Source organism: Bacillus sp. SN32 (assembly GCF_002837495.1).
GTDB classification, from domain to species: Bacteria; Bacillota; Bacilli; order Bacillales; family Bacillaceae; genus Bacillus; species Bacillus subtilis.
Genome location: NZ_PJCT01000002.1, coordinates 401,034 through 426,564 on the forward strand (window position 1 = coordinate 401,034; position 25,531 = coordinate 426,564).

Genomic DNA, 25,531 nt, shown 5'->3' on the forward strand with positions numbered 1-25,531 from the left:
CCCCTGACTTGTCTTTCTATTTGATGTGCTGCGGGTCTAAACGATAACTGAGCAGCTCAAATTCCGGTGTATACGTAAATGTGCCGTGCAGCAGCCCTTGTCCCTTCATCATAAAATCAAGGATATGGCCGTCTCCAGGGGCCATAGGCAGGTTCTGAATGTCATTGACATCGTGCCACTGCAGTTTGCCTTCCTCTGATTCTGATACATTTTGTCCTGTATAAGAATCCGCGACAAACGTAAACATCATCCACTCGGAGACAATGTGGTCACCGTCTTTAATAATAAAGGTAAAAACGCCTTTTAATTGAGGATTTATGATATAGATACCAGTCTCTTCTCTGTACTCTCTGATGACGGAGTCTCTGACTGATTCTCCGCTCTCCATCTTGCCTCCCGGCGCGACCCACCATCCGCGTCTCGGCTTTTGAAGCAGAAGAACTTTGTCATCCGTCTGAAGCACACAATTTGTCACTCTTTGCAAGTACGTCACCTAACCTTCGTCCTGTCATCGTCTCTTTATTATACCGCTTCAAGATGCCTCCCACAATGAAGAGACATTGACAATCTTTTCTTCTATTTTACAGCATATTCATTCCTTAATTCAGATGATTTTGCTGTAACTGGCATTCATCTTTTATTTATGGACAAAAAAAGGACACGGATAACTGGAGAATCCGTGCCAAAAAAGTGTATTCATTATAAAAAGGGGGTCAATTACTTTATTAATCATAACCGAAAAGCATTACACATGTGTTACAGCGGAATTAAAACCCAGTAACGTAATGTGAAACTCGTATGACAGCCCTTTTTATTTTAAGGTTTTCAGCGTTTCTTGAAGCTCTTCAACATAATGCTGTACGCTTTGCGCCGCAATACTTCCGTCTCCTGTAGCCGTTACGATTTGGCGCAGTGATTTTTCGCGAATGTCTCCGGCAGCGAAAATTCCTTCAACCTTTGTCTCCATGCGGTCATTTGTTTCGATGTAGCCTTCTTCATTCGTAATGCCCAGATTCTCAAACGGTTTAGACAGAGGAAGCATGCCGATGTAAATGAATACGCCGTCTGTTTTGAATTCACTTTCTTCACCGGTTACCGTATCGACAAGCGTTACGTTACCGACTTTGCCGTTTTCCTCATGAATTTCCTTCACGGTTTTGTTCCATAGGAAGTCAACTTTTTCATTATCAAATGCTCTCGCTTGAAGAATACTTTGAGCACGGAGTTTATCACGTCTGTGAACAATCGTTACTTTTGAAGCGAAACGAGTCAGATATACGCCTTCTTCAACCGCGGAATCTCCGCCGCCAACAACGACTAGTTCTTTGCCTTTAAAGAAAGCGCCGTCACATACTGCACAATAAGATACACCGCGTCCGCCCAATTCTTTTTCGCCAGGCACACCGATTTTTTTATATTCCGCACCAGCAGCAATGATGACAGCACGAGCTTTATATTCTTTTGAACCAGCTTTGACTACTTTGTACTCTTTGCCGTCAACGACTTCTTTAATATCGCCATAAGCGTATTCAGCGCCGAATTTTTTCGCGTGTTCAAACATTTTGTTAGAAAGCTCAGGCCCAAGGATACTTTCGAATCCAGGATAGTTTTCTACATCTTCCGTATTGGCCATTTGTCCGCCAGGAATTCCTCTTTCAATCATTAATGTCGATAAATTCGCTCTTGATGTGTATACAGCGGCCGTCATCCCAGCAGGGCCCGCGCCGATTATAATCACGTCATAAATTTTTTCTTCTGACACACTATTCACTCCTTAAACCATCTTTTCAAGTTTGGGCTCTTTCTTATAAGATAAGAATCCCCATCAAACGTATTCCTTACCCATATCCTATAAAATCTCATGATGATACGCTATTTTTTTGCTCATTTTTTTCGAAACGCGATTAAATGTATTTCAAAAGGGTATGTATATTAATAAGAAAGAGCCTTCTGTCCATAGAAGGCCCTTGTCTTATTTATTATTGAACAACACGTCTTACAACGCCTTTAAATGCTGCTTTCCAGTAAGGATTGCTCATAGAGTCAACAGATACACCATGAGATGTATTGTCGTTTAGGAAAGTACCGTTTCCTAAGTAAATTCCAACGTGACCGTTTGTTTTATATGTGTCAAAGAAAACTAAGTCTCCGCGTTTCATATCCGATGCGCTGACAGCTTGTCCTCTGCCAACTAACGTATCAGTTGTTGTTCCGCCGACAGGTCCAAGGTTAACACCTGCAGAAGCGTATGCCCAGCGTACGAATGATGAGCAGTCAAAAATACGGTTGTTGATATCAGACTGACTGCGTCCGCCGCCAAACTTGTACGGAGATTGTCCTACAATGCTTGAACCAACGCTGATCGCGCCTTCAATTCCGCCGGAGTTGCTGATAACAGTGCCGCCTGAATTGCTGTTTGAGCCGCTGCTCTTCTTAGAAGATGAGCCGTTAGACGAACTGTTTGATGAACCGTTAGAAGAATTGTCTGAAGAATCATCAGATGAGCTTGCTTTTGCTGATTCAGTTGTAGCCGTTTGGCTGTCATCTGTTTGTGTTTCATCAGATGCTTTTTGTGCTTCTTCCTGCTTTTTGATCAAAGCAGCCGCTGCTTCTTGTTCTTTTTTGATGCGTGCTTGTTCAGCTTCAGTATTTGCTTTTTGATTTGCAAGTTCAGACGCCTCTGATTTTAATTCAGAAATCGCTTTAGCCGTTTTCTTCTGGCTTGCTTTTGCTTCGTCGAAAAGCTTGTCTTTTTCATTAAGCTGTTTATCAAGGTCTTTTTGCATTGTTTCTAATTTAGCCAATGCAGCTTGAACTTCTTTCAGCTTGTCATTCAAATCCGCTTCAGAATCCTCGAGCTTCGCTTTATCCTGCTCTTGCTGTTTGATTAAATCTTTGTCTGCGTCCACAATAGATGAAACCGCAGTCGCACGAGAGATAAAGTCACCAAAGCTTGTTGATCCTAGAAGAACATCTATGTATCCTTGAGATCCGCCGCTTTCCTGTAAAGAACGAACGCGTTTTTTCAGGATTTCATTGCGTTTTTCGATACGTGCTTCTGTTTCTTTAATCTCTTTTTTCAGTTTTTTGATTTCTTCTTTTGTTTTATCATTTTCTTCTTTTTTATCTTCGATCTTGTTGCTTGTATCAAGCGCCTTAGCGTTAATGTCTTTCAGTTCTTTTTCAATCTTTGATTGATTTTCCTGAAGCTCACTTAATTCTTTTTCCTTCGCTTCAATGCTGGAAGCAACCTCAGATTGCTTGCTTTCGATTTTTTGTTTCTTTTCATCTAATGTTTCCGCCGATGCAGTTTTACTTGTAAATGGGATCAAAAAACTGCTTGTCCCGATGACGGAAGCCAAACCAAGTGTAATTAAACTCTTTCTCACTTTTTATATCCTCCCTTTTACTGTGAACCTGTCCTCATTTGGAATCGTATTTTGAACATCAAGTTTCGTTCCTCATACTCTACGAGGAATGATGGTTGTTTATGGTTAATTATTCTGTGCATCTCTTATTCTGGTTGTATAGCGTTTATTTCACATCATATGTAAAAAACACTAATTCCTTATGTACGAGAATCATTATACCATCAAGTTTCGACAAATTAGCGATAAATTTTATTACATTTATGTTTCAAACAGATGTCAAGTCACACATCATTTGTCATTTTTCTTAAGCGTGTAAAAAAACTGTCGATATTATTTTCTTAATATAATCTATCAAACAAAAAAAGAGTCGATTAAATAAATCGACTCTTTAAAATTTACTATTCTAGAATATCATCAATATATTTCATATATTTCGTCAACGTTGCCGGAGAGATGCCGAATCGGGCCGCTGTGTCTTTTTTCGTGTCTTGCTTGCCATGGGCTTCTTTCCAAATATAACAGATGGCTGCTGCCCAGCCTTTCTCATTCTTCAACGGAGCAGCTGCACGAATTTGCTGGATGACATGGAAAACCCAGCAGCTCATGACTTCTGTTTTCATCTCTTCTTTTTCAGCTTGCTCTAATAGTTTGACCGTTTGATAGGCGAAAAGTGCATCCTCTGAAACGTCAGCAGCCGCAGAATCTCCATTTAGAAGCAGCTTTACAAAATGATTTTCAAAAGGAGCGGTAATTCTCTTTGAGCGTATCACCGCTTCAAGATGCTCTGTTTCTCCCTTTGTGCTGCTGATATAATAGGCTGCAAGACGCTGTTCCACAGATGAAGGAAGAGCTTCCCTCCGCTCAATCCAAGGCGCCGGGCGGTCTTCGCCGGGATATTGCGACTCGACTTTTCTCCAGATCGTCTCGGCAAAGTCGGTATGTCCCGTAAAATAAGCAGAGCAGGAAAGCCAGTAAAAGAAGGTGTCGTCACCTTCAAAGCCGGTTTTATATAATGATTTGAGCCATTTATATCCGATCTCGTAGCGGCCGACAAGCGCCAAAGTAGCACCCAATTTATAACGCTGCTCCATTAGCATCGGATAGACATTGGAGAGCTGATCACTCAATTCCGCCACTTTTTCGTCTTCTCTTTCATAATAGTAGAAAACGAGAAGATTGCATAAGGCGTGAAGATTTCCTTCATTATGAGAAAGCACTTCATAAGCGGTTTGCTTCGCTTTTACAACGTTTCCTGAATAGAAATAGGCAAGCGCGAGATTGTTGTATGCTGACCAAAGCTCCGGATATTCAGCTGTGATTTCCTCAAGCGCCGCAACCGCTTCAGCAAGCTGGCCGCTTTCCAGCAATGACTTTGCCCGATCCTGTTTCACCAGCAGTTCATCCTGATCATACAACGAATCCTCAATGCCGTCGTCTCCTAAATCGAGCAAATCAAGCAGACTATCGTTTTCTTCGGCGAATTCACCATCCGGGTCCGCATCAGAATAAGCGGCCGCTTCTTTATAAGCTTCCTGGAAGAGCCCCAGATGGGCAAAGTTATTCGCTTTAAAGTAATGGCACTCCGGCATTTCGGCCTCCAGATTTGCCATGATATAGTCAAGAAGATCGTTCGACTCTTGATACTGGCCCATTTCCGAATAAATGACCGCAAGCTGTGAAAGCATCTCTGAATCCTCCGGCTCCAAATGAACCGCGCGCTGAATCAGTTTGCTTGCCCGTTTTAGATTGCGCTCTTTATACGCTTTCAAGCCTTTATGAAAAAAATATTGTCCATCTTGAAGCAGCTGGACAATTTGTGCGTGATTTTTATGTTCAGAAGTGTGTTTTCCCACAACTACCCTCCGTTTTATACAATATTACCGTCAGTAGTATACCATAAATCGTAAGCCCCTCAATAGTTCAAAAGGAAGGATTGGGAAAATCCCTCCTCTTTTTTATTGGCTGATTCGACCAAAATTTACCCGGCTTTGTTTTCTAAGTCCGCATTCATTTTCAGCTGCTGTTCAGCAAAATCCCTATAAAGGCCATGGGAAGCCATTAACTCATGGTGTGTTCCACGACCGGTAATTTCCCCTTTTTCAACAAACAAAAGCTGGTCCGCATCTACAACGGTAGATAGGCGGTGAGCGATAACAATCGTTGTTCGGCCCTCCATCAGCACCTCAAGCGCCTGCTGAACTGATTTTTCAGATTGGCTGTCGAGACTTGAGGTAGCTTCATCGAGCATAAGAATGCTTGGGTTACGGAGAAGCGCTCTCGCAATCGCGATTCTTTGCCTTTGTCCGCCTGACAGCATAATGCCGCGTTCGCCCACTTCTGTATCAAACTGATTCGGCAGCTCCTTTATAAAATTGAGCGCATATGCCATCTCCGCAGCTTTTTCGATCTCAGCATCCGTCACATCTCGTTCTAACCCGTAGCAAATATTTTCTCTGATTGTCCCGGACATTAACGGGCTTTCCTGTGATACATACCCGATATGCTCCCTCCACGATTCAAGCGAGTAAGTATCAATCGGCTCGTCCCCCAGCCGAATGGACCCTGCAGTCGGAGAATAAAAACGTTCAAGCAGCTTAAACAGCGTCGTTTTCCCCCCGCCGCTCGGACCGACAATCGCTGTGACTTTACCTGCTTCAATGACGGCGCTGATCTCTTTTAAGATCAGCTGATCAGGCTTATATCCAAAAGACACGCGATCAAGCTGGATAGGGAGATGCGCATTTTCAATTTGTTTTCCTGTCACTGTATCTTCCTCTTCCTCTGCCAAAATCTCAATCATTCGTTCTGTTGCACCGATTGATTTTTGCAGCTGTGTGAAAAACGTTGTAATCTGGCCCATCGGCATAATAATTTGGAACAAATATAAAATAAAAGCCACGAGCGCTCCGGCTGTGAGCTCGCCTGATGAGACCTGCATGCCGCCATATCCGATCACTGCGACAAGCGCTGCCATTAACACGAGTGAGATAAGCGGGCCGACAAGTGATTGAACCTTGGCTTCACGAACGCCAAGCTTAAATAATGACGAAATCCCCATTTTCCCGCGCCCATATTCGACATCCTCCGCATTTGAAGCTTTGACAAGCCTGATTTCCGGGAGAATTTGATTCAGCAGGCCTGTAAAATGAGCCGTTTCATCTTGCGTTTCCCGTGAGATAGAAAACATCTTCCGGCCAATCGGCATCAAGATGAGAGCGGCCAGCGGAACGACCACTAACACAAGCAGTGTCAGCTTCCAGTTCATAATAAACAAGATTGTCAATGATCCAATGACAGAAATGATGCCTGTAATAAACCCGCTGATATGGGTTGTAATCAGTTCTTTGACCACCATCGTATCATTCGTTACACGGCTGACTGTTTCTCCGGAAGCATTTGTATCGAAATAAGAGACAGGAAGCTTAATTAATTTCTTCCATAATAAATCCCGCAGCCCGGAGATGATTTTTTGTCCATTATAGTTAAGCGCATAGGTGGCATAAGCGCTTAAACCGGCCTGAACGAAAAACACCAGCGCGATCAACCCGATTTGCGTGCCTGACAGATTTGACATAGAAAAACCATCGACAAGCTGCTTCGTTAATAATGGAATGAGCAGGCTGACCAGCGTGGTTACAACACTGAGGGCAAGCGCAAAGGCGAGCTTTCCATAAGAAGGATTGGTCCGTCTTACTAATGCAAAAAAGGGTTTCAATTTACTTTTAGATTTTTGTTTCTGGGTTGGCATATATTTTCCTCCTGTTTCAGCGTTCAGAAAGGTGAAATGTCATAGCAAAAGGATGATTTTTACTCTTTCTCAATCATATCAATGGAGAAAGACTTTTTCAGTATATTTTTGCCGTGATCAAAATAAAAATCTCCCACTCATTGTTTGAATAGGAGATTTTTATGTTAGACATCTTTCACAGGCTTCTTTTTTCTGTAAGTCAATGTTACATCCTGCTGTCGCAGGTCTTCTATTATCATTTTGTACCGATCAACTTTTGCGGTATGTTCTTCTTTTATCATCTCAAGGGCAGCTTTTCGTTTTTCGCTATTAGACTCAAGCTCTTTTTTTATTTTTTTTACAATCAACCCTTTTTGCCCTTTGATTTCCTCTTTTAATGAAGACTCAAATTTCTTAGTCAGGCTGAGAAAGTCGTTGATCGGTTGATTGAGGGTGCCCGCTTTCCCCTTCATTTCATCTTGGGTAAGAAACATATAGGTCGTTGATACAATTTCTGTTTCACTTACTGAAAATAAGGAAGTCACTCTTCATATTCCTCCTAAGGCTGAAAATCAAATAACTGAGAAATCATTTCTTCTTTTTCAAACAGCTTTTCAATACTCTCGCGGATATTTTTGATAAAATCTCTTTTTTCTGTTGTCTGTTTTTTTAATTCAGCAACAATTCCATCATTAGCAGGAAGCGCACCTGTGTGGAATGATTCATGAACAGAGATTTTCTCCAATTTATCGAATGTGTGGCTGAAACCAGCTGCAAGCCGGAATTGAAGATCGAAGGCATAATGCGAAGGGGTTTCTTCCATATGATGAATCGCCGTGGTGATCGCCTGTTTTTTATCTATGAAATCTTCATCGATTTCCTGACTGTAAACCTTCTGGTACTTAGAAATCGCATCTTCCATATCTTCAACGATTTTCATACCGTTTTGATAGATTCTGACAGCGGATGAGAGATTGACTTGAATTGTTTCTCCCGAGCCGCTCTTCCCTGTAAAGTAAATATCGGAGCCTTTATAGCTGAAGCCTTTTTCCTTTGACAAGGCGTTGAGCATTTGAACGATGCTGTGGCCGTCGACGATAAGTTTTAGTGCGTCTTTTGTTTCTGTGTCGAGTGTTTTCAATGAGGACAGAATTGATTTTACGTAGTCCACTATTTCACCAACGTCTTTTAAAGCTTGCATAAATTGGCCATGCTTTAGATGGTCAATGAAATGTTCGTACCGTAATTCTATGCCTCGCATACTCGCATTAATATTCGTTAATTCTTTTTTGATCACTTTCTTTTGCGTTTCATCAATATAACCATTTTCAGCTAACTGATCTACGACCGGTCCGCTGTTTCTCAACAAGGTATGAAGAAAACCTAAAAACGACGGCAGTTCCTCTTTTATTCGGCCATACATTTGCTTAACATCATCAAAATGCTCATATAGGACACTTACTTTCTTTAAAGCGCCGTCTGTGTTTTTCACTCTTTCAATCAGGTCTATGTCTATCCCGCTGGCTGCCTTTATAAAACCGTTCAAGCCGTCTTTTTCATAGTCATCCTTATATTTTTGAAGGAATTTTTGAATTGACCTCACATCTTCGTCAGGAACCCCATCCATAATGTTTCGGATGCCTTTTACACTTGTATTTGTATCTGCCATCTTCACATCACCGAATGTAATGAAATCGGCCTTGCCGCTGACTCCATACAGCGGGTCATCTTTTGAGATGCGTTGGATGATGTTCGCTGTGACGCCTTTGTCTTCATAATATTTTTGGATTTCTTTTTTTAACTTTTCTGGCGGGATATCATTAATATCTTTTAAGCGTCTAATATGAAATTTATGCATTAACCTATCTCTCAAATTCAAATCAGTTGCTAGTAGGTGGTCAACGCTTATTTGAGCTCCGTTAACCCCATAAACTTCATCAAATTCTCCATCAATTAATTGAACCATCACCTGATTATTATTTGCCAGTGAGTGCCCCATAGCAAAGGTCTTTAAATCATTAGAATTCTCTGTTTCTCTTTTGGCATTTCTTACAAACTCTTTTGTCGCTTGGTACTGGCTGTCATCTATCCCTAAAAAGAGACCAAAGAAATTGTATGACCAGTCTTCGTTATCAGCACTCCCCTCTGAAATAATATGAAGTTGATTAACGTGTTGTTTATCATCCTTAATATAAATAGCTGTACCATCATATCCGGACTCTCTTATTGATGTATCTATTTTCGAATTTTTTTTAATAAGTTCATTAGATGTGTATATTTCCACACTTTTTGGAAGGTCTCGATGTGTTTCTTCTTTGTATATTCTACGCACCTCGACTTCAAAATCTGTTTTAGCTCTCTTTATTTCACTTTCAGTATCAGAAGCAAATCTTTCTTTATAATCGTACTCCAAGTCAATTAAACGCAGCTTTACATTTTCATTTTCAAATATATTCTTATTTTCCATTTTCTCTATTTCTCCTTTTTAACTTTTAAAAAGGTAATAGAATCAATTATTTTCCGAACTTTTTTTTCTGCTTCTTCTTCCTTTAATGAACAAACCTCTTTACCCTTATAGCAAGAAAAACGAAAAGAATACTCTATTCCTAAATAATCCTCTTTTTTAGATTTAACATAACCAAAAAATCTATAAGAAAAATTATTCTTTTCATCTACATCATCAAAAATACTTTTCTTTTGAGCAGAATATACAATTTTATCAGATAGCTCTCTTTCTTCGAATTTTCCTTTATAGCTATTTCTACCGCTTACAATGTCAAGCATTGTGTCCTTGTCATTCGCAAAACTTTTTTCTTGATGATAATCTAATTGCCCGTCATATTGAATGTTAGTTTTTTTATTGAAACTATCAAATACTATTGTTTCCTCATTTTCTCCTTTACTTGAAAGATCAGGTACGTACTCCCCATCCTCTGGAAACAACATCCTAAACCCTTTCAGCTTAGATTCCAGCAAATAATATCCTGGTTCCTCTTCTTTTGTTGACACCATATACTCTCTCGTTTTCTCGTCCTGAAACGCAGGTACTTGAGGCAGATCCTTGGGATCCATGTCTTTTGGTTTTACCGCTTCTGTTTTATTGTCATTTGTGGTGTTTTTATCATTATCATTCATACTGCATCCTCCTGTCAGGGCAAGTAATAAGCTGAAGCAAATAAAGATGATCTTTTTCATTACGAACCTCCACGGGTTTTGTGAGAATAGAATTCTATTTTCATACTAAAATAATTCTATTGACCTGCTTAAGAAATGATTATTTTATCCTTTTTCATGTTACATCATGGCTGAATTTGGATAAATAGGAAATCGGACTCGGTTTCGTTCTCTTTCCATTAACAAATCAAGCAAAACATCACAAACACATCAAAATACCTACTTCTTTTTTCATAAAATCGTTTATCATACGGCTCTTACTTAACCTCTTCATCTTTATAGTAGGTAAATCGAAACGAATACTCTATTTCCCTTAATTCTCTATAAGAAAAACTATTCTTTCCCTCTATATCATCAAAAGCCTTTTTCTTTGAGCAGATATCTCTCTTTCTTCGTATTTTCCTTTACATATCGCCAAAGGTAGTAGAGTTTATTATTTTTTTAACTTTTTCTTCATTTTCTTTCGGGTTTTGTTTACATGTATTTGCATTGGCGGAGCAGCTAAACATAAAAGAATATTCCATCCCTAAATAATCTTGTTTTTTCGATTTTATATAACCAAAGAAGATATAAGATGGTTTCTCTTCTTTGTCAAAGTTTTCTTGTTTTAAGGCAAAGTAAATATCTTTATCCTTCGTTTCTAATTTCTCAAAATTACCTTTGTATTTATTTTTACCGCTAATAATATCCAACATATTCTCCGGTTCGTTTATAAACGATTCATTTTGATAGAACTTTACTGAAACATTCATTACTATATTCGTTTTTTTATTAAAGCTGTCAAAAAATAGTGACTCGTTTGTCTTTGAAGTTTCAGAGTCGGAATACTCCGCATCCTCCGGAAACAACATCCTAAATCCTTTCAGCTTAGACTCAAGCAAATAATACCCTGGCTCCTCTTCTTTCGTTGACACCATGTACTCTCTCGTCTTCTCATCTTGAAACGCCGGAACTTGCGGCAGGTCTTTTGGATCCATTTCTTTTGGTTTTAAGGCTTCTGTTTTATTGTCTTTTGTGTTGTTTTTTTCATTGTTGTTCATACTGCATCCTCCTGTCAGGGCAAGTAATAAGCAGAAGCAAAGCAAGATGATTTTTTTCATGACGAACCTCCACGGGTTTTCGGCTAATTTGCCTAAATCATTTTTGACCTTAATTACAAAGTGATTTTTAGCCTTAATATTTTTGTATTCATTTTATTTCTCCTGTTTGTTGTAAAAAGGTGATCGATTTTACGTGTTTTTTAACCTGGTCTCCTAAATGATCTTTATCTAACGTACAAGACTTTCTATTATTTGGACATCTAAACATAAACGAAAATACGATACCTGCTTGTTTTTTCTCGGGTGAGTTAATATAACCGAAATATCTGTATGAAAAGTTGTATTTGTTTTTATCGTTTTGAAAATGATTTTTCTTATGAGCAATATAAATATCTTTGTCTGCGTGCTCTAGCTTTTCAAAATTGCCATTATAACCATTTTCATTCCTTACTTGCTCTAACATTGTCTCAGGATTATTAATAAAAGATGTTCCTTGGTAATACTCTATTTGTGCATTTAACATTTTATTTTTTGTTTTATCATAACTATCAAATGCGATAATTTCTTCATTTTCATCACGACTAGACAAATATTTCGAATATTTTGCATCCTCCGGAAACAACATCCTAAACCCTTTCAGCCTAGACTCCAGCAAATAATACCCCGGCTCCTCTTCCTTCGTTGACACCATGTACTCTCTCGTCTTCTCATCTTGAAATGCCGGAACTTGCGGCAGGTCTTTTGGATCCATTTCTTTTGGTTTTAAGGCTTCTGTTTTATTGTCTTTTGTGTTGTTTTTTTCATTGGTGTTCATACTGCATCCGCCTGTCAGAGTAAGTAATAAGCAGAAGCAAAGCAAGATGATTTTTTTCATGACAAACCTCCACGCGTTTAACTGATAGATTGTTACAACATGATTATTTAGTTCTATCCGTATTACAATATAGAATCATACTGAAAAAAGACCGCCGCGTTCTATCGGCAGTCTTGACCAGACATGATTGTTACTCTTTTTTCGAATAAAATACTCTGGATATAAACAGGCCAATGACTCCTAACAAGATGAATAAGACCGCTCTCCAAACAATATCAATCGAAGCAGAATCTATTAAAATTATTTTGGCAAGTGTAATGAATAAAAAGATCAGCCCAATTCGGTTCCATGTCTTGTCTTTGGTTGCGTAATAAACAGCATACATCACAATGACAAATATAAACCATGACAGGGATACTCCGACGTTTACTGATACGCCGTCAATCCTATCCGACATCCATATGGATAATTTGCTGAAGAATACAAGCAGCAACAATGAAACAGCGGACGAAACAACAGTTGTGACTTGTTTATAATGTATTTTCTTCGAATACAGATAGCCGCCAAAAAGTGAGCTGATCAGCAGCAGCCAAGAGACAATGCTGAGAACGTGTAATGAACGTGCCGGGTATTGTATGAGGCCGCAGGCTGCCTGTAATAATACAATCACTCCGGCAATGCCGATCAACCAGCTTTTTTTGCGGTATGACACGTAACACATCATGATTCCTTGTAAGGTGAATATGATGTACAGCAAGATCACATTTTCAGCTAATGCATCCGCTGCCAATACATTAAAATAAATCATAGAAATGAGTAAAAACGTATATTTGATTTCGGCAAATTCTTTACTTTTCCATAAGCTTAACAACAGGTAAAACACAAATGCAGCAGTATAAAAGACGTATAAGGCTGTATCGTTTTTCATGTACAGGACAACCCCTGTGATGAAAACGACAAAAGCTCCGATTGTAACAGCTGTGAGATAGACAGCTTTTTTAAATTGGCTGTTCGATCGTAAGGCTGATAGGATCGTAATCGCCTGCTGTAGGATAAATACAGCAAGTGTCCAACCCGTCACCTGCGCATCTGTAAATGATAAGAAAGCAAAAATCGCTAATATGAAAGCATAGTTTGCTATATTCCATGCTATGCTGTACTTTTGTTTAACTGTCTCATATATTAAGCCTGCGAAAACCAATGACTCATATACATAAAAGATGTATTCATTTCCTTGTTTCCCGCCAAATAAAAAAGGATACAAGTAAACACCTGCGACGATAATCGCAATCAGTGTTTGTGATCGGTATTTCCTTGATATGTACACACCGCCCGCAACGCCTGCAGCAAGAAGGATCATTGTAAGCGGCGTCGGTATAATCTGGTACAGCATGTTACCCGCAAACAAAGAAACAATATAGACAATATTACTACCCGCCAATAATGAACTGCCAAATACACTGGCATTTTTCTTATGTGACCTGCTACCGAGAACATATAGCACAATAGAGACAATAAGTCCTGCCCCTACCCTCATATATGCGTTGATCCAGCCTTTTTCTGCAGCTGCCACAAATGCCCAAATCATACCAAGAAGAAAAACAAAAATAAAGATCTTCGGAAGCCAATTTCCCGCCATGTTTTCTAAAGTGCGGTTCTCTTTTCGCGGAGCCGGCGTCTTTTGTGGAACTTCGGTTTCCTTGTTGATTTTTGGGTGCTCATCCGTTTTGACTACTGTTTGTTCTTTCTTGCCAGCAGCGAGATATGCGATCTCCCTTTTGACACTTTCCAGTTCTTGTTCTAAACGTCCAACTCTTTTGTTCAGTTCATCAATTTTTTCGTTCACCATTCTCTCCTCATTTTTCGAATAATTAGCAGCCGCTTTTTCATACTATGTCTTTTCCTCACTATCCTGACCGGTTTGTATAAAATAATCCTAAAGACCTGATATCCATTTGGGATTTTCATTCTAAGTCATGTTACATCATGGGAAATTTTCGTTAAATAGGAAATTCGATTGGTTTTTTTATTTCTTCTATTAGGACAAGACAAATGGTTCAGCTGAAACAAATACATAAAAAAGGAGCTGACATATGAGCAGCTCCAATCCTTTTATTTCTCAGAATGGCGTTTTTTCAATACGTCAAGCACATCATCCAGCGGCAAGGCTTGTTCTCTGAGCAGGACAAGCAGGTGATACAGCAGGTCTGCCGCTTCCCATTTGAGTTCCTCGTGGTCCCGATTTTTCGCGGCGATGATGACTTCGGATGCTTCTTCTCCGACTTTTTTCAAAATCTTATCGACGCCTTCACGGAAAAGGTAAGTGGTGTAAGCTCCTTCAGGCATCTCCGCTTGGCGTTCCGCGATCACGCGCTCCAGTTCGTTCATGATGCCGAATCGGCCTGCGGCCTGTTCTTCTGTTTGTTCCTTCGTAAAACAGCTGTAGCTGCCAGTGTGGCATGCCGGGCCGGACGGCTCTACAAGTACGATCAGTGCGTCCTGGTCGCAGTCATACCGGATACCTTTGACGGCTTGCGTGTTCCCTGAGGTTTCTCCTTTATGCCATAACGCTTGGCGTGAGCGGCTGTAAAACCATGTTTCCTTCGTTTCCAGCGTTTTTTCGTACGATTCCTTGTTCATATACGCAAGGGTCAGCACTTCTTTGCTTGCCGCATCCTGCACGATGGCAGGAATTAATCCGTCCTCGTTAAAACGCAGCTCATCTGCCTGTTTCATCTCACATTCACCCCGTACTCTTTCAAGTATGATTTCACTTCTTTAATCGATGTTTCTTTATAATGAAAAATTGAGGCGGCCAGCGCGGCGTCGGCTTCTCCTTTTGTAAAAGCCTCAAGCATATGCTGTGCGTTTCCCGCGCCTCCCGAGGCGATAACAGGGACGGGGACAGCTTCGGAAACAAGCTTTGTCAGCGTGTGGTCGAAGCCTTTTTTCTCACCGTCAGAGTCCATGCTTGTCAGCAATATTTCTCCTGCCCCGCGTTTGACGCCTTCTTTTGCCCACGCGGTGACCTCCCAATCTGTTTTCTTTCTGCCGCCGTGCGTATAGACCTTATATGTGTCAGATTCTTTGTCATACTTGGCATCAATGGCAAGAACGATGCATTGCGAACCGAAAAACTCGGCTCCTTCTGCAATCAGCTCAGGACGAAGAACAGCTGCCGTGTTCACCGACACTTTGTCCGCTCCGGCACGCAGTATCGTTTTCATATCGCTGAGCTGATTGATGCCGCCGCCGACTGTAAACGGAATGGCAAGCTTCGCGGCAACCTGCTCCACAACGTCAACCATCGTCTTTCGTCCTTCGTGCGAGGCGGAGATATCAAGAAAAACAAGTTCATCCGCACCTTCCCGGTCGTACACTTCGGCGAGTTCGACTGGGTCACCGGCATCCTTCAATTCGAGAAATTGAATTCCTTTGACAACGCGTCCTTCTTTGACATCAAGGCATGGAATAATCCGTTTTGTGATCATTTGCGCTTCACCCTTTCAAGCGCCTCACTCAGCGTAAACTGATTGGTATACAGCGCTTTTCCGATGATCGCTCCAGAGACGCCGTCCGCCTCGTAGCGGGCGAGAGCTTCGAGATCCGCGACGGAGCTGACTCCGCCGGAAGCGATCACCGATTTCCCCGTTTCCTTAGCAAGCTCGACCGTGCTTTTAACATTGGGGCCTGACAGCATTCCGTCTGTCGCGATGTCAGTAAAAATAAAGACTTCCGCACCTTCATTGGCTAGCTCTTTGCCCAGTTCAGTTGCCTTAAGGGTTGATGTTTCAAGCCATCCCTCTGTTGAAACAAAACCGTTTCTCGCATCCAGTCCGATTGCAATTTTCTCGCCATATTGTTTCAGCATTTTTTTGACAAACGGAGGGTTAGAAACTGCTGAGCTTCCCAGGATCACCCGATCGACTCCTGCTGATAAATATTCATAGACGTCATTTTCGGAACGGATCCCGCCGCCGATTTCGACTTTCAGGTTCAGCTTTTGCGCAATCTCAATCACATGGCGGTCATTCACTCTTTTCCCTTCTTTGGCCCCGTCGAGATCAACGAGATGGATCCATTCGGCACCCTCTTTCGCAAATAACTCAGCCATGTCGTACGGTGAATCGCCATATATCGTTTCCTTATTATAATCCCCTTGAACAAGGCGAACACATTTGCCGTTTCTCATATCAATTGCCGGATATAATGTAAAAGCACTCATTTTTTCACCTTCTGTTCTGCTGCCATTTTCGTAAATTGGGTTAAAATAGACATTCCGACCGTGCTGCTTTTTTCCGGGTGAAATTGGGCGCCGAAGACGTTCCCTTTTCCGACTACAGCAGGCACTTGCACACCATAATCAGCGCTTGCCAGGAGCGCGTTCTCCTCCATCCCGTCAATGTAATAAGAATGAACGAAGTAAGCGTAGCCTTGTTCTGTTTCAGACAGCAGCGGAGATTCATTATGAAAAGAAAGACGATTCCAGCCCATATGCGGAACCTTCAGCTTGTTTCCTTTTTCATCTTCTGCTTTCAGCCTGACTGCTTTTCCTTTTAACAGCCCGAGTCCTGAAGCGGTGCCGTTTTCTTCGCTTTCTTCAAATAAAAGCTGCATGCCGAGGCAGATCCCGAGAAGCAGCCTTCCCTCTGAGACCATATCGTGAATCAATTGATCAAGCTTCGTGTAGCCCAAATTGTCCATCGCGTCTCCAAATGAACCGACTCCCGGCAAAATGAAGGCATCAGCTTCTTTCAGCTCCTCCGGCTTTTCAGAAACAAAATACGGCACGCCGACACGTTCAAGCGCCTTTGAGACACTGTATAAATTCCCCATTCCGTAATCTATCACGCCAATCATCTACAGCATCCCTTTCGTTGACGGTATTCCTTTAACTCGCGGATCGATCGTTGTCGCTTCATCAAGCGCACGTCCCAGTGCTTTAAAAACGGCTTCAATCATGTGGTGGGTGTTTGTGCCATAATGAACGATGACGTGCAGGTTCATTCGAGCTTCGAGCGCCAGCTTCCACAAAAATTCATGTACAAGCTCCGTATCGAAAGTTCCGACTTTAGCAGCCGGGAAATCAGCGCGCATTTCTAAGTGCGGCCGGTTGCTTAAATCAATCACAACTTGAGCAAGTGCCTCATCCATCGGCACAAACGCCGATCCGTAGCGTTTGATTCCTTTTTTATCGCCTAACGCTTCGAGCAGCGCCTGCCCTAAGCAGATGCCGATATCTTCAGTCGTGTGGTGATCATCTATATCAACATCGCCTTTTGCGTTAATGGAAAGATCAAATTGGCCGTGTTTCGTGAATAAATCCAACATATGTGTCATAAACGGCACATCTGTTTTAATATCCGCTTGTCCTCCGCCGTCTATTGTAAATGCCAGCTCAATATCTGTTTCGTTTGTTTTCCTGACGCGTTCCGCTTTTCTCATTTAGAAACCCTCCGTTCTCTCGCTTCAATTGATCTGGCATGGGCTTCTAACCCTTCCAGTCTGGCAAAAGCCGCGATACTTTCGGCATGTTCTTCAAAGGCTGATTGACTGTAAGAAATAATGCTCGATTTCTTTTGAAAATCAGTTACGTTTAATGGACTTGAAAATCTGGCTGTTCCGTTTGTCGGAAGCACATGGTTCGGTCCGGCAAAATAATCACCGACAGGCTCAGGGCTGTATCTGCCTAAGAAAATTGCACCCGCATGTTTGATACTGCCAAGCAAAGCTTCCGGAGACTGTGTTATGATTTCTAAATGCTCTGGCGCGAGTGTATTGACAGTCTCAATCGCTTCTACCATTGTTTCCGCCACATATATACAACCGTAATCTCTCACTGAAGCTTCCGCTATTTCTCTTCGCGGCAAGGTTTCCAGCTGCTTACTCACCTCAGCTGAAACCGTCTCGGCCAGCGCCATGGAATCTGTGACAAACACACATGAGCTGAGCTTATCGTGTTCCGCCTGTGACAGCAGATCGGCTGCAATTTCGCTCGGGATCGCTGTTTCATCAGCCAGCACGACGATTTCACTAGGTCCGGCAATCATATCGATATCGACATCGCCGAACACTTCTCGTTTGGCAAGCGCGACATAAATGTTCCCCGGACCCGTGATTTTATCCACCGGCTCAATGGTTTCTGTTCCGTATGCTAACGCCGCAATCGCCTGAGCGCCGCCCATTTTGTAAATGTCTTTTATGCCCAGCTCGGCTGCAGCAACCAAAACTCCAGGAGACAGCAGACCGTCTTTTCCCGGAGGCGTGACGAGAACGATTCTTTCAACGCCCGCTACAAGCGCCGGAATCACATTCATCAAAACAGATGAAGGATATGCAGCCGTTCCCCCCGGCACATATACACCGGCGGAATCCAGCGCCGTCACTTTCTGCCCCAGCATTGTGCCGTCCTTTCTGTGATAAAACCAGGAGGATTGCAGCTGTCTTTCGTGATATTCCCTAATATTTTCGATTGCCTGCCTAATCACCTGAAGAAGACGTGAATCCAGTGAGGTGTATGCCTCCTCAAATTCTTCTTTTGTGACCAGCGGGCTGTCTATTTCGATGCCGTCAAATTTCGCCGTGTAGCTGCGAACCGCCTGATCACCGTTTGCTTTAACATCTTCAATAATGGATCGGACCGTCTTTCTTTGCTCTTCCGTTCCGGCATCGATGGAACGCTTGAGAGAAAGCCGTTCCGTTCCGCTGATGGTTTTGATCTTCATTTTGCCGTCTCTCCTTCCACAACGAGAGATAGGCGAGATGCCATTTCGTCAATCACATCGTCTTTCATGCGATAGCTTACCGGGTTGACAATAAAGCGAGAGGTAATGTCACAAATGTGCTCCGTTTCAACAAGCCCATTTTCTTTCAGCGTCTGTCCTGTGGAAACAATGTCCACTATCCGATCTGCAAGCCCAATGAGCGGAGCCAGTTCAATTGAACCGTTGAGCTTAATGATCTCGACTTGTTCTCCCTGCTCTCTGAAATAACTGGAAGCCACATTCGGATACTTTGTCGCGATTCTTGGCGCTACGCCGCTCCAGTCTGTATTCGGAAGTCCGGCGACAGCTAAGTGGCATTTGCTGATTTTTAAATCCAGTACCTCATACACATCGCGTTCCTCCTCCAGCATGACATCCTTGCCCGCAATTCCGACGTCTGCCACGCCATGCTCCACATACGTGGTTACGTCCATCGGCTTCGCTAATATGAAACGGAGATTTTCCTCCGGCACATCGATGATCAGTTTTCTCGAATCTTCAAACTCCTCAGGGAGCCTGTAGCCTGCCTGCCTCAGCAGCCCTGCCGCTTCTTCAAATATCCGGCCCTTTGGCATCGCCATTGTGAGTAACTTACCCATTTTGCTCTTCCTTTCTGGCACCGATAAAATAAGTGACGTTTGCAAAAGATTTTGTCATCTGGTCGATATTTTCTATTCCCGATAAATCTTGAAGAACCACTTTGTTCCCTTTCATGCGTTCTTCATTCGCATAAGCGATGGCTTGCGCCCGCTGCTCTTTGCTGAAAATAACAGCGTCTATATCACAAGGTACTTCTTTCATATGAAGGGCTTCAATCAGCCGGTCGATCCGAAGCCCGAAGCCTGTTGCCGGTGCAGGTGAATCAAAATGGCCCAGAAGCTTGTTGTAACGGCCGCCGCTTCCAATGACAAAACCGACATTCTCGGCGTACACTTCAAATAAAATCCCTGTGTAATAGCTCATGTGACTGACCATATTCAGATCCAGGCGGACATTTTCCGTACATCCGTAATCCTCAAGAGTGTCCCACAGCGCCTTCAGCTCATCAACCACGCTTTTTCCTTGCGTAGAATCGACGATTTCCTCGGCACGTCCGCATACTTCTATACCGCCCCGCAGTTCAAGGAGCTCAAGCAGCCTGCTTTTATCAATGGAGGAAAGCGGGAGAGACTTGACATGCTCTCTGTAGCCGACGTAGTTCTTTTCATATAAGAACCTCCGCAGCACATCAGCTCGTTCAACGTTTCCGAGCACCTCAACAAACAAAGCATCCGCAATGCCGGCATGGCCAATGGCAATTTTAAAGGATGCCAGCCCAGCGTTTTTCAATGCCCCGACGACTAAAGCAATGACCTCCGCATCCGCGCTCGTCGTGCCGTCACCGATTAACTCCACTCCGACCTGCTCGAACTCAGCCGGACGTCCGCCTTCACGCTCCTGAGCCCTGAATACATTTGCCGCATAGCCGACTCTGAGCGGATGACCGTGTTTCAGAAGCTTCGATCCCGCCACCCTTGCAATCGGCCCCGTCATATCCGGGCGAAGCACCAATGTCTTGCCGTCCTGATCAAGTAGCTTAAACAGCTGCTGCTCTTCAATTGCTGACTGGACGCCAACGGTATCGTAAAACTCCAGTGTCGGCGTTTCCATAAATTGATATCCCCATTTATCAATCAAATCGGTTAACGATCGTCTCACCTTTTTTTTCGTTTCGTATAAACCGGGCAGTGTATCTCTCATGCCGTGCGGTTTTTCAAACATAAACATCAACCCGAGCACCTCCGTTGTTATCTTATGAAGGAAAATTCCGAATCCTTTAGTTCGCTAATATGATAATATGTTAGCAGATGAAAGAATGAAAATCAACGCTTAACTTCAGTAAGGATATTTTTAGTTCAAATATCCTTCTCCTCATTATGAAAAAATCATGAATAATGTATTAAAGGTACGTAATATCTCAAATTCTTTATGTTTGGCATGCTATAATACAAATCAAATAGAGAACAAGGAGATAAAGATGAAAACACTGCGAACTCTATGTGTCCTGATGATTCTTTCAGGCGTTATTTTTTTCGGACTTAAAATAGATGCAAAAGATATAGATATTCCTTTTTTGAACAGCCTTAAAAAAGTGGTTTCTGATAGCGATACAGACTCAGCTGCGAATAGCAAAAAGGAGCTGAAGGGAAGCGCAAAACCGCTGGATGTCATCCTTTACAATCAAATGGACGCACCCCGGCTCTATAACGGCTGTGAAGTAACAAGCCTTGCGATGGTGCTGAATTATGCAGGATACGACGTGACAAAAAATACCCTGGCAAATCAGGTTGCCACAGTGCCTTTGACATACAGCAGCGGATTAAAGGGTGATCCGAATGACGGATTTGTCGGGGATATGGCGAATGGCCCTGGTCTCGGTGTCTACCATCGACCGATCTATCAGCTGGCGAAAACCTATGCGGGAGACAAAGTGTCTGATCTGACTGGAAAAAGTATTTCCGCTGTTTATCAGCAGCTTGAAAAAGGCAATCCAGTTTGGGTTATTACGACAGCCAACTTTACGCCAGTTGACAACATGCAGACATGGAAAACGCCAAACGGAACGATAGAGATTACGTACAGCGAACACAGCGTCGCCGTTACGGGATATGATGATAAATATGTGTATCTCAATGATCCGTATGGCTATAAAAACAGAAAAACCGATAGAACAAGCTTTGAAAAAGCGTGGAAACAAATGGGCAGCCAGGCCGTGGTTATTCAAAAGTAAACACCTGAAGCCTCACTATGCTCTATCCTGAGCAAATACGACAATATTCATGCTTTTTGTATCAATCGGTAAGATCGATTCATTTTCCATTTTTCACCCAAAATTGTCTTTACTTTCAGGCTGTCTGTTTTTATGATTAAAGCAGATTCAGCCTTGCCCCGATCTATGCGAGAGAAGCCGGTGCAAGTCGCTGACGCTTCTCTTGCAAAAAATGAAAGATATCCGGGGAGGATTTATCATTGAAAAAAATCGTGTCTATCCTATTTATGTTCGGTTTGGTTATGGGTTTCAGCCAGTTTCAGCCATCAACCGTTTTTGCAGCTGACAAAGTGGTGCACGAAACAATTATCGTACCAAAAAATACAACATATGACGGGAAAGGACAGCGGTTTGTGGCAGGAAAAGAATTAGGCGACGGAAGCCAGTCAGAAAACCAAGACCCTGTTTTTCGTGTGGAGGATGGAGCAACCCTGAAAAATGTCGTGCTTGGTGCACCTGCTGCTGATGGCGTGCACACTTATGGAAACGTTAACATTCAGAATGTGAAATGGGAAGATGTTGGTGAGGATGCGTTAACGGTGAAGAAGGAAGGAAAAGTGACGATCGACGGCGGTTCTGCTCAAAAAGCGTCAGATAAGATATTCCAAATCAATAAAGCCAGTACCTTCACAGTGAAAAATTTCACGGCGGACAATGGCGGGAAGTTCATTAGACAGCTTGGCGGTTCAACCTTCCACGTTGATGTGATCATCGACAAGTGCACCATCACAAACATGAAGGAAGCGATATTCCGGACGGACAGCAAAACAAGCACGGTCAGAATGACAAATACACGCTACTCTAATGTCGGTCAAAAATGGATTGGTGTTCAGCATATTTACGAAAACAACAACACTCAATTTTAACAAAAAAAGTCCGCTGATGTTATTCAGCGGACTTTTTCAATCTTTCTTGCATTTCTTCCTTCGTATAGATGATCCTCATCGGATTTCCGCCGACAAATGCCCCGTCAGGCACATCCTTATGGACAAGCGTTCCGGCGGACACAACTGCGCCATCTCCTATTTTCACCCCGGGCAGAATGGTCGTGTTGGCACCAATCATCACTTCGTCTCCGATCAGAACTTTGCCGATCCGGTATTCGTGAATCAAATACTCATGGGCCAGAATGGTCGTATTGTACCCGATGATTGTATTTGTTCCGACTGAGATCTTTTCCGGAAACATGATATCTGGCATCACCATGAGGGCAAAGGATGTCTGTTTTCCAACCTTCATCCGCAGAAATGTGCGGTACAGCCAGTTTTTCATCCCTATAAACGGCGTATATCTCGCAATTTGAATGACAATGAAATTTTTGACGACCTTTAAAAAAGGTACCGTTTGATAGACATGCCACAGTGAGTTGGCCCCCGAGACCGGATGACGATCTGTTTTTCTCACAGATTACTTCACTCCAACGATTTGTAATAGATCACTCATTTTCTCAAGCATAAAATCCGGCTCATACTTCGCCAGCATTTCCGGCCCTTTAATCGTCCATGCGACTCCTGCCGTTTTTGTACCGGCGTTTTTCCCTGCCAGCACATCGTGGTAATTATCTCCGACCATAATGGCTTCCGCCGGCTCGCTTCCTAGCTGTTTCAGCGCTAACAGCACAGGCTCGGGATCAGGCTTTGCATTCGTCACATCATCAAGGGTAACAACTGTTTCAAAGAATTCGCCGATTCCCGTGAGCTTGAGGCCCATGTTGACAGTATCTCTTAATTTTGTTGTCACAATCCCTAATGTAAAGCCGGCTTTTTTTAATGCATCCAGGGTCTCATATACCGTTTCATATTCAGTCACGAGTGAATCATGCATGTCATGATTGTATGCTCTGTACATGGCGATCATATCCTCGCATTTATCAGGGTCCATCGAAGAGAACGTTTCAAAAAGAGACGGCCCGATAAACGCAAGGACATCTTCTCGTTTATACTTGCTCGGATAATAATGCTCCAGTGTATGCAAAAAGGACGCGATAATTAATTCATTCGTATTAATAAGCGTTCCGTCTAAATCAAACAGAATCGTCGTTACTTGTTTGTCACTCATATTGCTTCCTTTCCAACCGCTGAGGGTTTCCACTTTTTCCATGTATGCGCAATAGCCATTGTCAGCAGAACTGCTGTGGTGACACGAATCACAAGAAGAGGCCAGACCGGTATGCCAAGCGGAATAAAGACAAGTGTATCTTCTACGACCGCGTGGCAGGCAACGAGAAATATAAATGCCAATGTCATATCCCGCCTGCTCACGCCGTCATCCTCGACAGCTTTGATCATGACACCCGCTCCGTAGGCCAGACCAATCGTCAGTCCCGCCACCATCGTCATAGACGTATTTTTATTCATGCCAAGCAGCTGCGTAAACGGAGACAGCCACCTGGAGAACCGATGCAGCCAGCCTAAATCTCTTAAAAACTGGATGATGATCATCAGCGGTATGACAATTGCCGCCAGCTGCAAAACACCAAGTCCGGCTTTCGTTAAGGCTTCTGCCAGCATCGCCAGCCAGCTGTCTGGCGCCGCGCTCTTCGCAGCGATAAAACCGTACTGTGCCGTTTCCTGTCCGCCATGCCAAATGAGGTTGATGACGATGGCTGACACAGCGGCCAAACCGATGCGCACGGCCAATATGACGCCAATTCTGATACCAACCTTTGCGGCAACTGTCGATTCGATAATCAAGTTATGACAGAATGAAAGCATAACAGCTAAAATAAAGACTTCTTTCACAGATAAATCCAATGTTAAAATCCCAGCAATTCCAGCATACAGATTCAGCATATTTCCCAGTACAAGCGGAATGGCCGCTTCACCGGAAAGCCCGAAGAGACCCATTACCGGTGTGATCAGCCGTACAAGCCAATCCATGACAGGCGTATGCTGAAGCAAAGTGACCAATAGCGTTACCGGGAAAATCACTTTACCGAGTGTCCATGTTGTTTGAAGACCTGCCGCAAGACCGGCCAGAAAGATCTTCTTCATCCCTCATCCCCCTTTGTTGACGTCTACTCCGCGTACCGCTCCTTCGAGTATCCCTTGACGCGTCTGAAGATGATGGCTGCCACAGCCAAAACAATTAATACGATTGAAATCACCTGAGCGATGCGAAGTGAATCAGTCAGCATTAAGCTGTCAGTCCGCATTCCTTCAATAAAGTATCTTCCGATTGAATACCAAATGATATAGATCAAGAACATCTCGCCTCTACGCAAATTCGCTCTGCGCAGGAACAGTAAAACAATGACGCCGACAAAGCTCCATAGTGATTCATATAAAAAAGTAGGATGATAATATTGCCCATTGATGTACATTTGATTGATGATAAATTCAGGCAGGTGCAGGTTTTCTAAAAAGGCTCTGCTGACAGCCTCGCCGTGCGCTTCCTGATTCATGAAATTCCCCCAGCGGCCGATCGCCTGGCCGAGCAAAATGCTGGGCGCGGCAATATCCGCAAGCTTCCAGAACGAAAGGTTTTTCACTCTCGAAAACACATAACCCGTTAAAATGGCGCCGATTAATCCGCCATGAATGGCAATGCCGCCCTTCCAAATCTTAATGATTTCTCCCGGATGTGCCGCATAATAATCCCATTCAAAGGCAACGTAATAAATTCGTGCGCAAATAATCGCAATTGGAATGGCAAACAGGACAAGATCAATAAACGTATCTTTCTGCAGCCCCCGTTTTTCACTTTCCCTCATCGCTATCCACAGCCCGAGCAAAGCGCCGAGACCGATAATGATTCCGTACCAATGGACGGCTAACGGCCCCAACTGAAAAGCTATCGGATTGAGTGGTTCTATCGCTTCATTCATTTAACG

The 25,531-nt window shown here is 42.9% G+C and carries 25 protein-coding genes; 2 read left to right on the forward strand and 23 right to left on the reverse strand.

Going from position 1 to position 25,531, the window contains the following annotated elements; translation table 11 throughout:
- Positions 1 to 16: 16 nt before the first annotated feature.
- The 19 genes from CW370_RS10450 to CW370_RS10540 all read right to left on the reverse strand — a co-directional run bounded on the left by CW370_RS10450 (position 17) and on the right by CW370_RS10540 (position 20,657).
- On the reverse strand, positions 17 to 493 hold the full coding sequence (locus tag CW370_RS10450; protein ID WP_010886622.1) for an 8-oxo-dGTP diphosphatase: 477 nt from the start codon (positions 491 to 493) through the stop codon (positions 17 to 19).
- A gap of 318 nt (positions 494 to 811) precedes the next feature.
- On the reverse strand, positions 812 to 1,762 hold the full coding sequence (gene trxB, locus CW370_RS10455; RefSeq protein ID WP_003228139.1) for a thioredoxin-disulfide reductase: 951 nt from the start codon (positions 1,760 to 1,762) through the stop codon (positions 812 to 814).
- Positions 1,763 to 1,979: 217 nt separating this feature from the next.
- On the reverse strand, positions 1,980 to 3,389 hold the full coding sequence (gene cwlO / locus CW370_RS10460) for a peptidoglycan DL-endopeptidase CwlO (protein ID WP_024572238.1): 1,410 nt from the start codon (positions 3,387 to 3,389) through the stop codon (positions 1,980 to 1,982).
- Between the two features lie 380 nt (positions 3,390 to 3,769).
- A complete protein-coding gene (locus CW370_RS10465; RefSeq protein ID WP_017695276.1) occupies positions 3,770 to 5,224 on the reverse strand; it encodes a tetratricopeptide repeat protein in 1,455 nt (484 codons plus the stop codon).
- A gap of 125 nt (positions 5,225 to 5,349) precedes the next feature.
- Positions 5,350 to 7,119 (reverse strand): multidrug resistance ABC transporter ATP-binding protein/permease BmrA, encoded by a 1,770-nt coding sequence (gene bmrA, locus CW370_RS10470; RefSeq protein WP_101169627.1) that lies wholly within the window; start codon positions 7,117 to 7,119, stop codon positions 5,350 to 5,352.
- 164 nt (positions 7,120 to 7,283) lie between these two features.
- The gene (locus tag CW370_RS10475; RefSeq protein ID WP_024572912.1) at positions 7,284 to 7,643 is read right to left on the reverse strand and encodes a hypothetical protein; all 360 of its coding nucleotides are present in this window, start codon (positions 7,641 to 7,643) and stop codon (positions 7,284 to 7,286) included.
- A 14-nt stretch (positions 7,644 to 7,657) separates the two neighbouring features.
- Positions 7,658 to 9,565, reverse strand: coding sequence for a DUF6792 domain-containing protein (locus CW370_RS10480; RefSeq protein WP_024572911.1), 1,908 nt, complete (start codon positions 9,563 to 9,565; stop codon positions 7,658 to 7,660).
- A gap of 5 nt (positions 9,566 to 9,570) precedes the next feature.
- Complete coding sequence (locus tag CW370_RS10485; protein ID WP_101169628.1) at positions 9,571 to 10,293, reverse strand: lipoprotein YvcA; 723 nt, start codon at positions 10,291 to 10,293, stop codon at positions 9,571 to 9,573.
- A gap of 383 nt (positions 10,294 to 10,676) precedes the next feature.
- The gene (locus CW370_RS10490) at positions 10,677 to 11,372 is read right to left on the reverse strand and encodes a lipoprotein YvcA (RefSeq protein WP_101169629.1); all 696 of its coding nucleotides are present in this window, start codon (positions 11,370 to 11,372) and stop codon (positions 10,677 to 10,679) included.
- Between the two features lie 88 nt (positions 11,373 to 11,460).
- Positions 11,461 to 12,186, reverse strand: coding sequence for a lipoprotein YvcA (locus CW370_RS10495; RefSeq protein WP_185183999.1), 726 nt, complete (start codon positions 12,184 to 12,186; stop codon positions 11,461 to 11,463).
- A 130-nt stretch (positions 12,187 to 12,316) separates the two neighbouring features.
- Positions 12,317 to 13,975: a DUF2339 domain-containing protein gene (locus tag CW370_RS10500; protein ID WP_024571941.1), complete on the reverse strand. Its 1,659-nt coding sequence runs from the start codon at positions 13,973 to 13,975 to the stop codon at positions 12,317 to 12,319.
- Between the two features lie 263 nt (positions 13,976 to 14,238).
- The gene (hisIE, locus tag CW370_RS10505; protein ID WP_024571940.1) at positions 14,239 to 14,862 is read right to left on the reverse strand and encodes a bifunctional phosphoribosyl-AMP cyclohydrolase/phosphoribosyl-ATP diphosphatase HisIE; all 624 of its coding nucleotides are present in this window, start codon (positions 14,860 to 14,862) and stop codon (positions 14,239 to 14,241) included.
- Positions 14,859 to 15,617 carry an imidazole glycerol phosphate synthase subunit HisF gene (gene hisF / locus CW370_RS10510; protein ID WP_015384749.1) on the reverse strand — a complete coding sequence of 253 codons (759 nt, stop codon included), beginning with the start codon at positions 15,615 to 15,617 and terminating at the stop codon, positions 14,859 to 14,861. The genes hisIE and hisF overlap by 4 nt, the downstream gene beginning before the upstream one ends.
- Positions 15,614 to 16,351 (reverse strand): 1-(5-phosphoribosyl)-5-[(5-phosphoribosylamino)methylideneamino]imidazole-4-carboxamide isomerase, encoded by a 738-nt coding sequence (gene hisA, locus CW370_RS10515; RefSeq protein ID WP_024571939.1) that lies wholly within the window; start codon positions 16,349 to 16,351, stop codon positions 15,614 to 15,616. The genes hisF and hisA overlap by 4 nt, the downstream gene beginning before the upstream one ends.
- Positions 16,348 to 16,986 (reverse strand): imidazole glycerol phosphate synthase subunit HisH, encoded by a 639-nt coding sequence (gene hisH / locus CW370_RS10520; RefSeq protein ID WP_024571938.1) that lies wholly within the window; start codon positions 16,984 to 16,986, stop codon positions 16,348 to 16,350. Before hisH ends, hisA begins: the two co-directional genes overlap by 4 nt.
- Positions 16,987 to 17,571: an imidazoleglycerol-phosphate dehydratase HisB gene (gene hisB / locus CW370_RS10525; protein ID WP_003243389.1), complete on the reverse strand. Its 585-nt coding sequence runs from the start codon at positions 17,569 to 17,571 to the stop codon at positions 16,987 to 16,989.
- Complete coding sequence (gene hisD, locus CW370_RS10530) at positions 17,568 to 18,851, reverse strand: histidinol dehydrogenase (protein ID WP_101169630.1); 1,284 nt, start codon at positions 18,849 to 18,851, stop codon at positions 17,568 to 17,570. Before hisD ends, hisB begins: the two co-directional genes overlap by 4 nt.
- Positions 18,848 to 19,489, reverse strand: coding sequence for an ATP phosphoribosyltransferase (hisG, locus tag CW370_RS10535; RefSeq protein WP_015251138.1), 642 nt, complete (start codon positions 19,487 to 19,489; stop codon positions 18,848 to 18,850). The genes hisD and hisG overlap by 4 nt, the downstream gene beginning before the upstream one ends.
- Positions 19,482 to 20,657 carry an ATP phosphoribosyltransferase regulatory subunit gene (locus CW370_RS10540; protein WP_101169631.1) on the reverse strand — a complete coding sequence of 392 codons (1,176 nt, stop codon included), beginning with the start codon at positions 20,655 to 20,657 and terminating at the stop codon, positions 19,482 to 19,484. The genes hisG and CW370_RS10540 overlap by 8 nt, the downstream gene beginning before the upstream one ends.
- 250 nt (positions 20,658 to 20,907) lie before the next feature.
- Between CW370_RS10540 and CW370_RS10545 the strand changes: the two genes are divergently transcribed.
- Positions 20,908 to 21,660 (forward strand): C39 family peptidase, encoded by a 753-nt coding sequence (locus CW370_RS10545; RefSeq protein WP_003243552.1) that lies wholly within the window; start codon positions 20,908 to 20,910, stop codon positions 21,658 to 21,660.
- A 239-nt stretch (positions 21,661 to 21,899) separates the two neighbouring features.
- Complete coding sequence (gene pelC / locus CW370_RS10550; protein ID WP_003242578.1) at positions 21,900 to 22,565, forward strand: pectate/pectin lyase PelC; 666 nt, start codon at positions 21,900 to 21,902, stop codon at positions 22,563 to 22,565.
- Between the two features lie 19 nt (positions 22,566 to 22,584).
- On the opposite strand, the gene hprF is transcribed toward pelC, so the two are convergent.
- The 4 genes from hprF to lgt are packed head-to-tail and all read right to left on the reverse strand — an operon-like array spanning position 22,585 to position 25,525.
- On the reverse strand, positions 22,585 to 23,103 hold the full coding sequence (hprF, locus tag CW370_RS10555) for a heptaprenylglyceryl phosphate O-acetyltransferase (protein WP_003244270.1): 519 nt from the start codon (positions 23,101 to 23,103) through the stop codon (positions 22,585 to 22,587).
- A gap of 3 nt (positions 23,104 to 23,106) precedes the next feature.
- The gene (gene ppaX, locus CW370_RS10560; protein WP_041055175.1) at positions 23,107 to 23,757 is read right to left on the reverse strand and encodes a pyrophosphatase PpaX; all 651 of its coding nucleotides are present in this window, start codon (positions 23,755 to 23,757) and stop codon (positions 23,107 to 23,109) included.
- Entirely contained in the window at positions 23,754 to 24,692 is a 939-nt protein-coding gene (locus CW370_RS10565) for a nucleoside recognition domain-containing protein (RefSeq protein ID WP_101169632.1), read from the reverse strand. The genes ppaX and CW370_RS10565 overlap by 4 nt, the downstream gene beginning before the upstream one ends.
- Positions 24,693 to 24,715: 23 nt before the next feature.
- On the reverse strand, positions 24,716 to 25,525 hold the full coding sequence (lgt, locus tag CW370_RS10570) for a prolipoprotein diacylglyceryl transferase (protein ID WP_014478105.1): 810 nt from the start codon (positions 25,523 to 25,525) through the stop codon (positions 24,716 to 24,718).
- Positions 25,526 to 25,531 lie beyond the last annotated feature (6 nt).

Bases quoted from the DNA above. Each gene is read 5' to 3' on its own strand.
- CW370_RS10495 (WP_185183999.1), bottom strand. From the start codon at position 12,186: ATGAAAAAAATCATCTTGCTTTGCTTCTGCTTATTACTTACTCTGACA.
- CW370_RS10500 (WP_024571941.1), bottom strand. From the start codon at position 13,975: ATGGTGAACGAAAAAATTGATGAACTGAACAAAAGAGTTGGACGTTTA.
- hisF (WP_015384749.1), bottom strand. From the start codon at position 15,617: ATGATCACAAAACGGATTATTCCATGCCTTGATGTCAAAGAAGGACGC.
- hisD (WP_101169630.1), bottom strand. From the start codon at position 18,851: ATGAAGATCAAAACCATCAGCGGAACGGAACGGCTTTCTCTCAAGCGT.
- CW370_RS10490 (WP_101169629.1), bottom strand. From the start codon at position 11,372: ATGAAAAAAATCATCTTGCTTTGCTTCTGCTTATTACTTGCCCTGACA.
- hisIE (WP_024571940.1), bottom strand. From the start codon at position 14,862: ATGAAACAGGCAGATGAGCTGCGTTTTAACGAGGACGGATTAATTCCT.
- ppaX (WP_041055175.1), bottom strand. From the start codon at position 23,757: ATGAGTGACAAACAAGTAACGACGATTCTGTTTGATTTAGACGGAACG.
- CW370_RS10565 (WP_101169632.1), bottom strand. From the start codon at position 24,692: ATGAAGAAGATCTTTCTGGCCGGTCTTGCGGCAGGTCTTCAAACAACA.
- CW370_RS10480 (WP_024572911.1), bottom strand. From the start codon at position 9,565: ATGGAAAATAAGAATATATTTGAAAATGAAAATGTAAAGCTGCGTTTA.
- hisG (WP_015251138.1), bottom strand. From the start codon at position 19,489: ATGGGTAAGTTACTCACAATGGCGATGCCAAAGGGCCGGATATTTGAA.
- CW370_RS10485 (WP_101169628.1), bottom strand. From the start codon at position 10,293: ATGAAAAAGATCATCTTTATTTGCTTCAGCTTATTACTTGCCCTGACA.
- hisA (WP_024571939.1), bottom strand. From the start codon at position 16,351: ATGAGTGCTTTTACATTATATCCGGCAATTGATATGAGAAACGGCAAA.
- CW370_RS10545 (WP_003243552.1), top strand. From the start codon at position 20,908: ATGAAAACACTGCGAACTCTATGTGTCCTGATGATTCTTTCAGGCGTT.
- hisH (WP_024571938.1), bottom strand. From the start codon at position 16,986: ATGATTGGCGTGATAGATTACGGAATGGGGAATTTATACAGTGTCTCA.
- hisB (WP_003243389.1), bottom strand. From the start codon at position 17,571: ATGAGAAAAGCGGAACGCGTCAGGAAAACAAACGAAACAGATATTGAG.
- bmrA (WP_101169627.1), bottom strand. From the start codon at position 7,119: ATGCCAACCCAGAAACAAAAATCTAAAAGTAAATTGAAACCCTTTTTT.
- lgt (WP_014478105.1), bottom strand. From the start codon at position 25,525: ATGAATGAAGCGATAGAACCACTCAATCCGATAGCTTTTCAGTTGGGG.
- CW370_RS10540 (WP_101169631.1), bottom strand. From the start codon at position 20,657: ATGTTTATGTTTGAAAAACCGCACGGCATGAGAGATACACTGCCCGGT.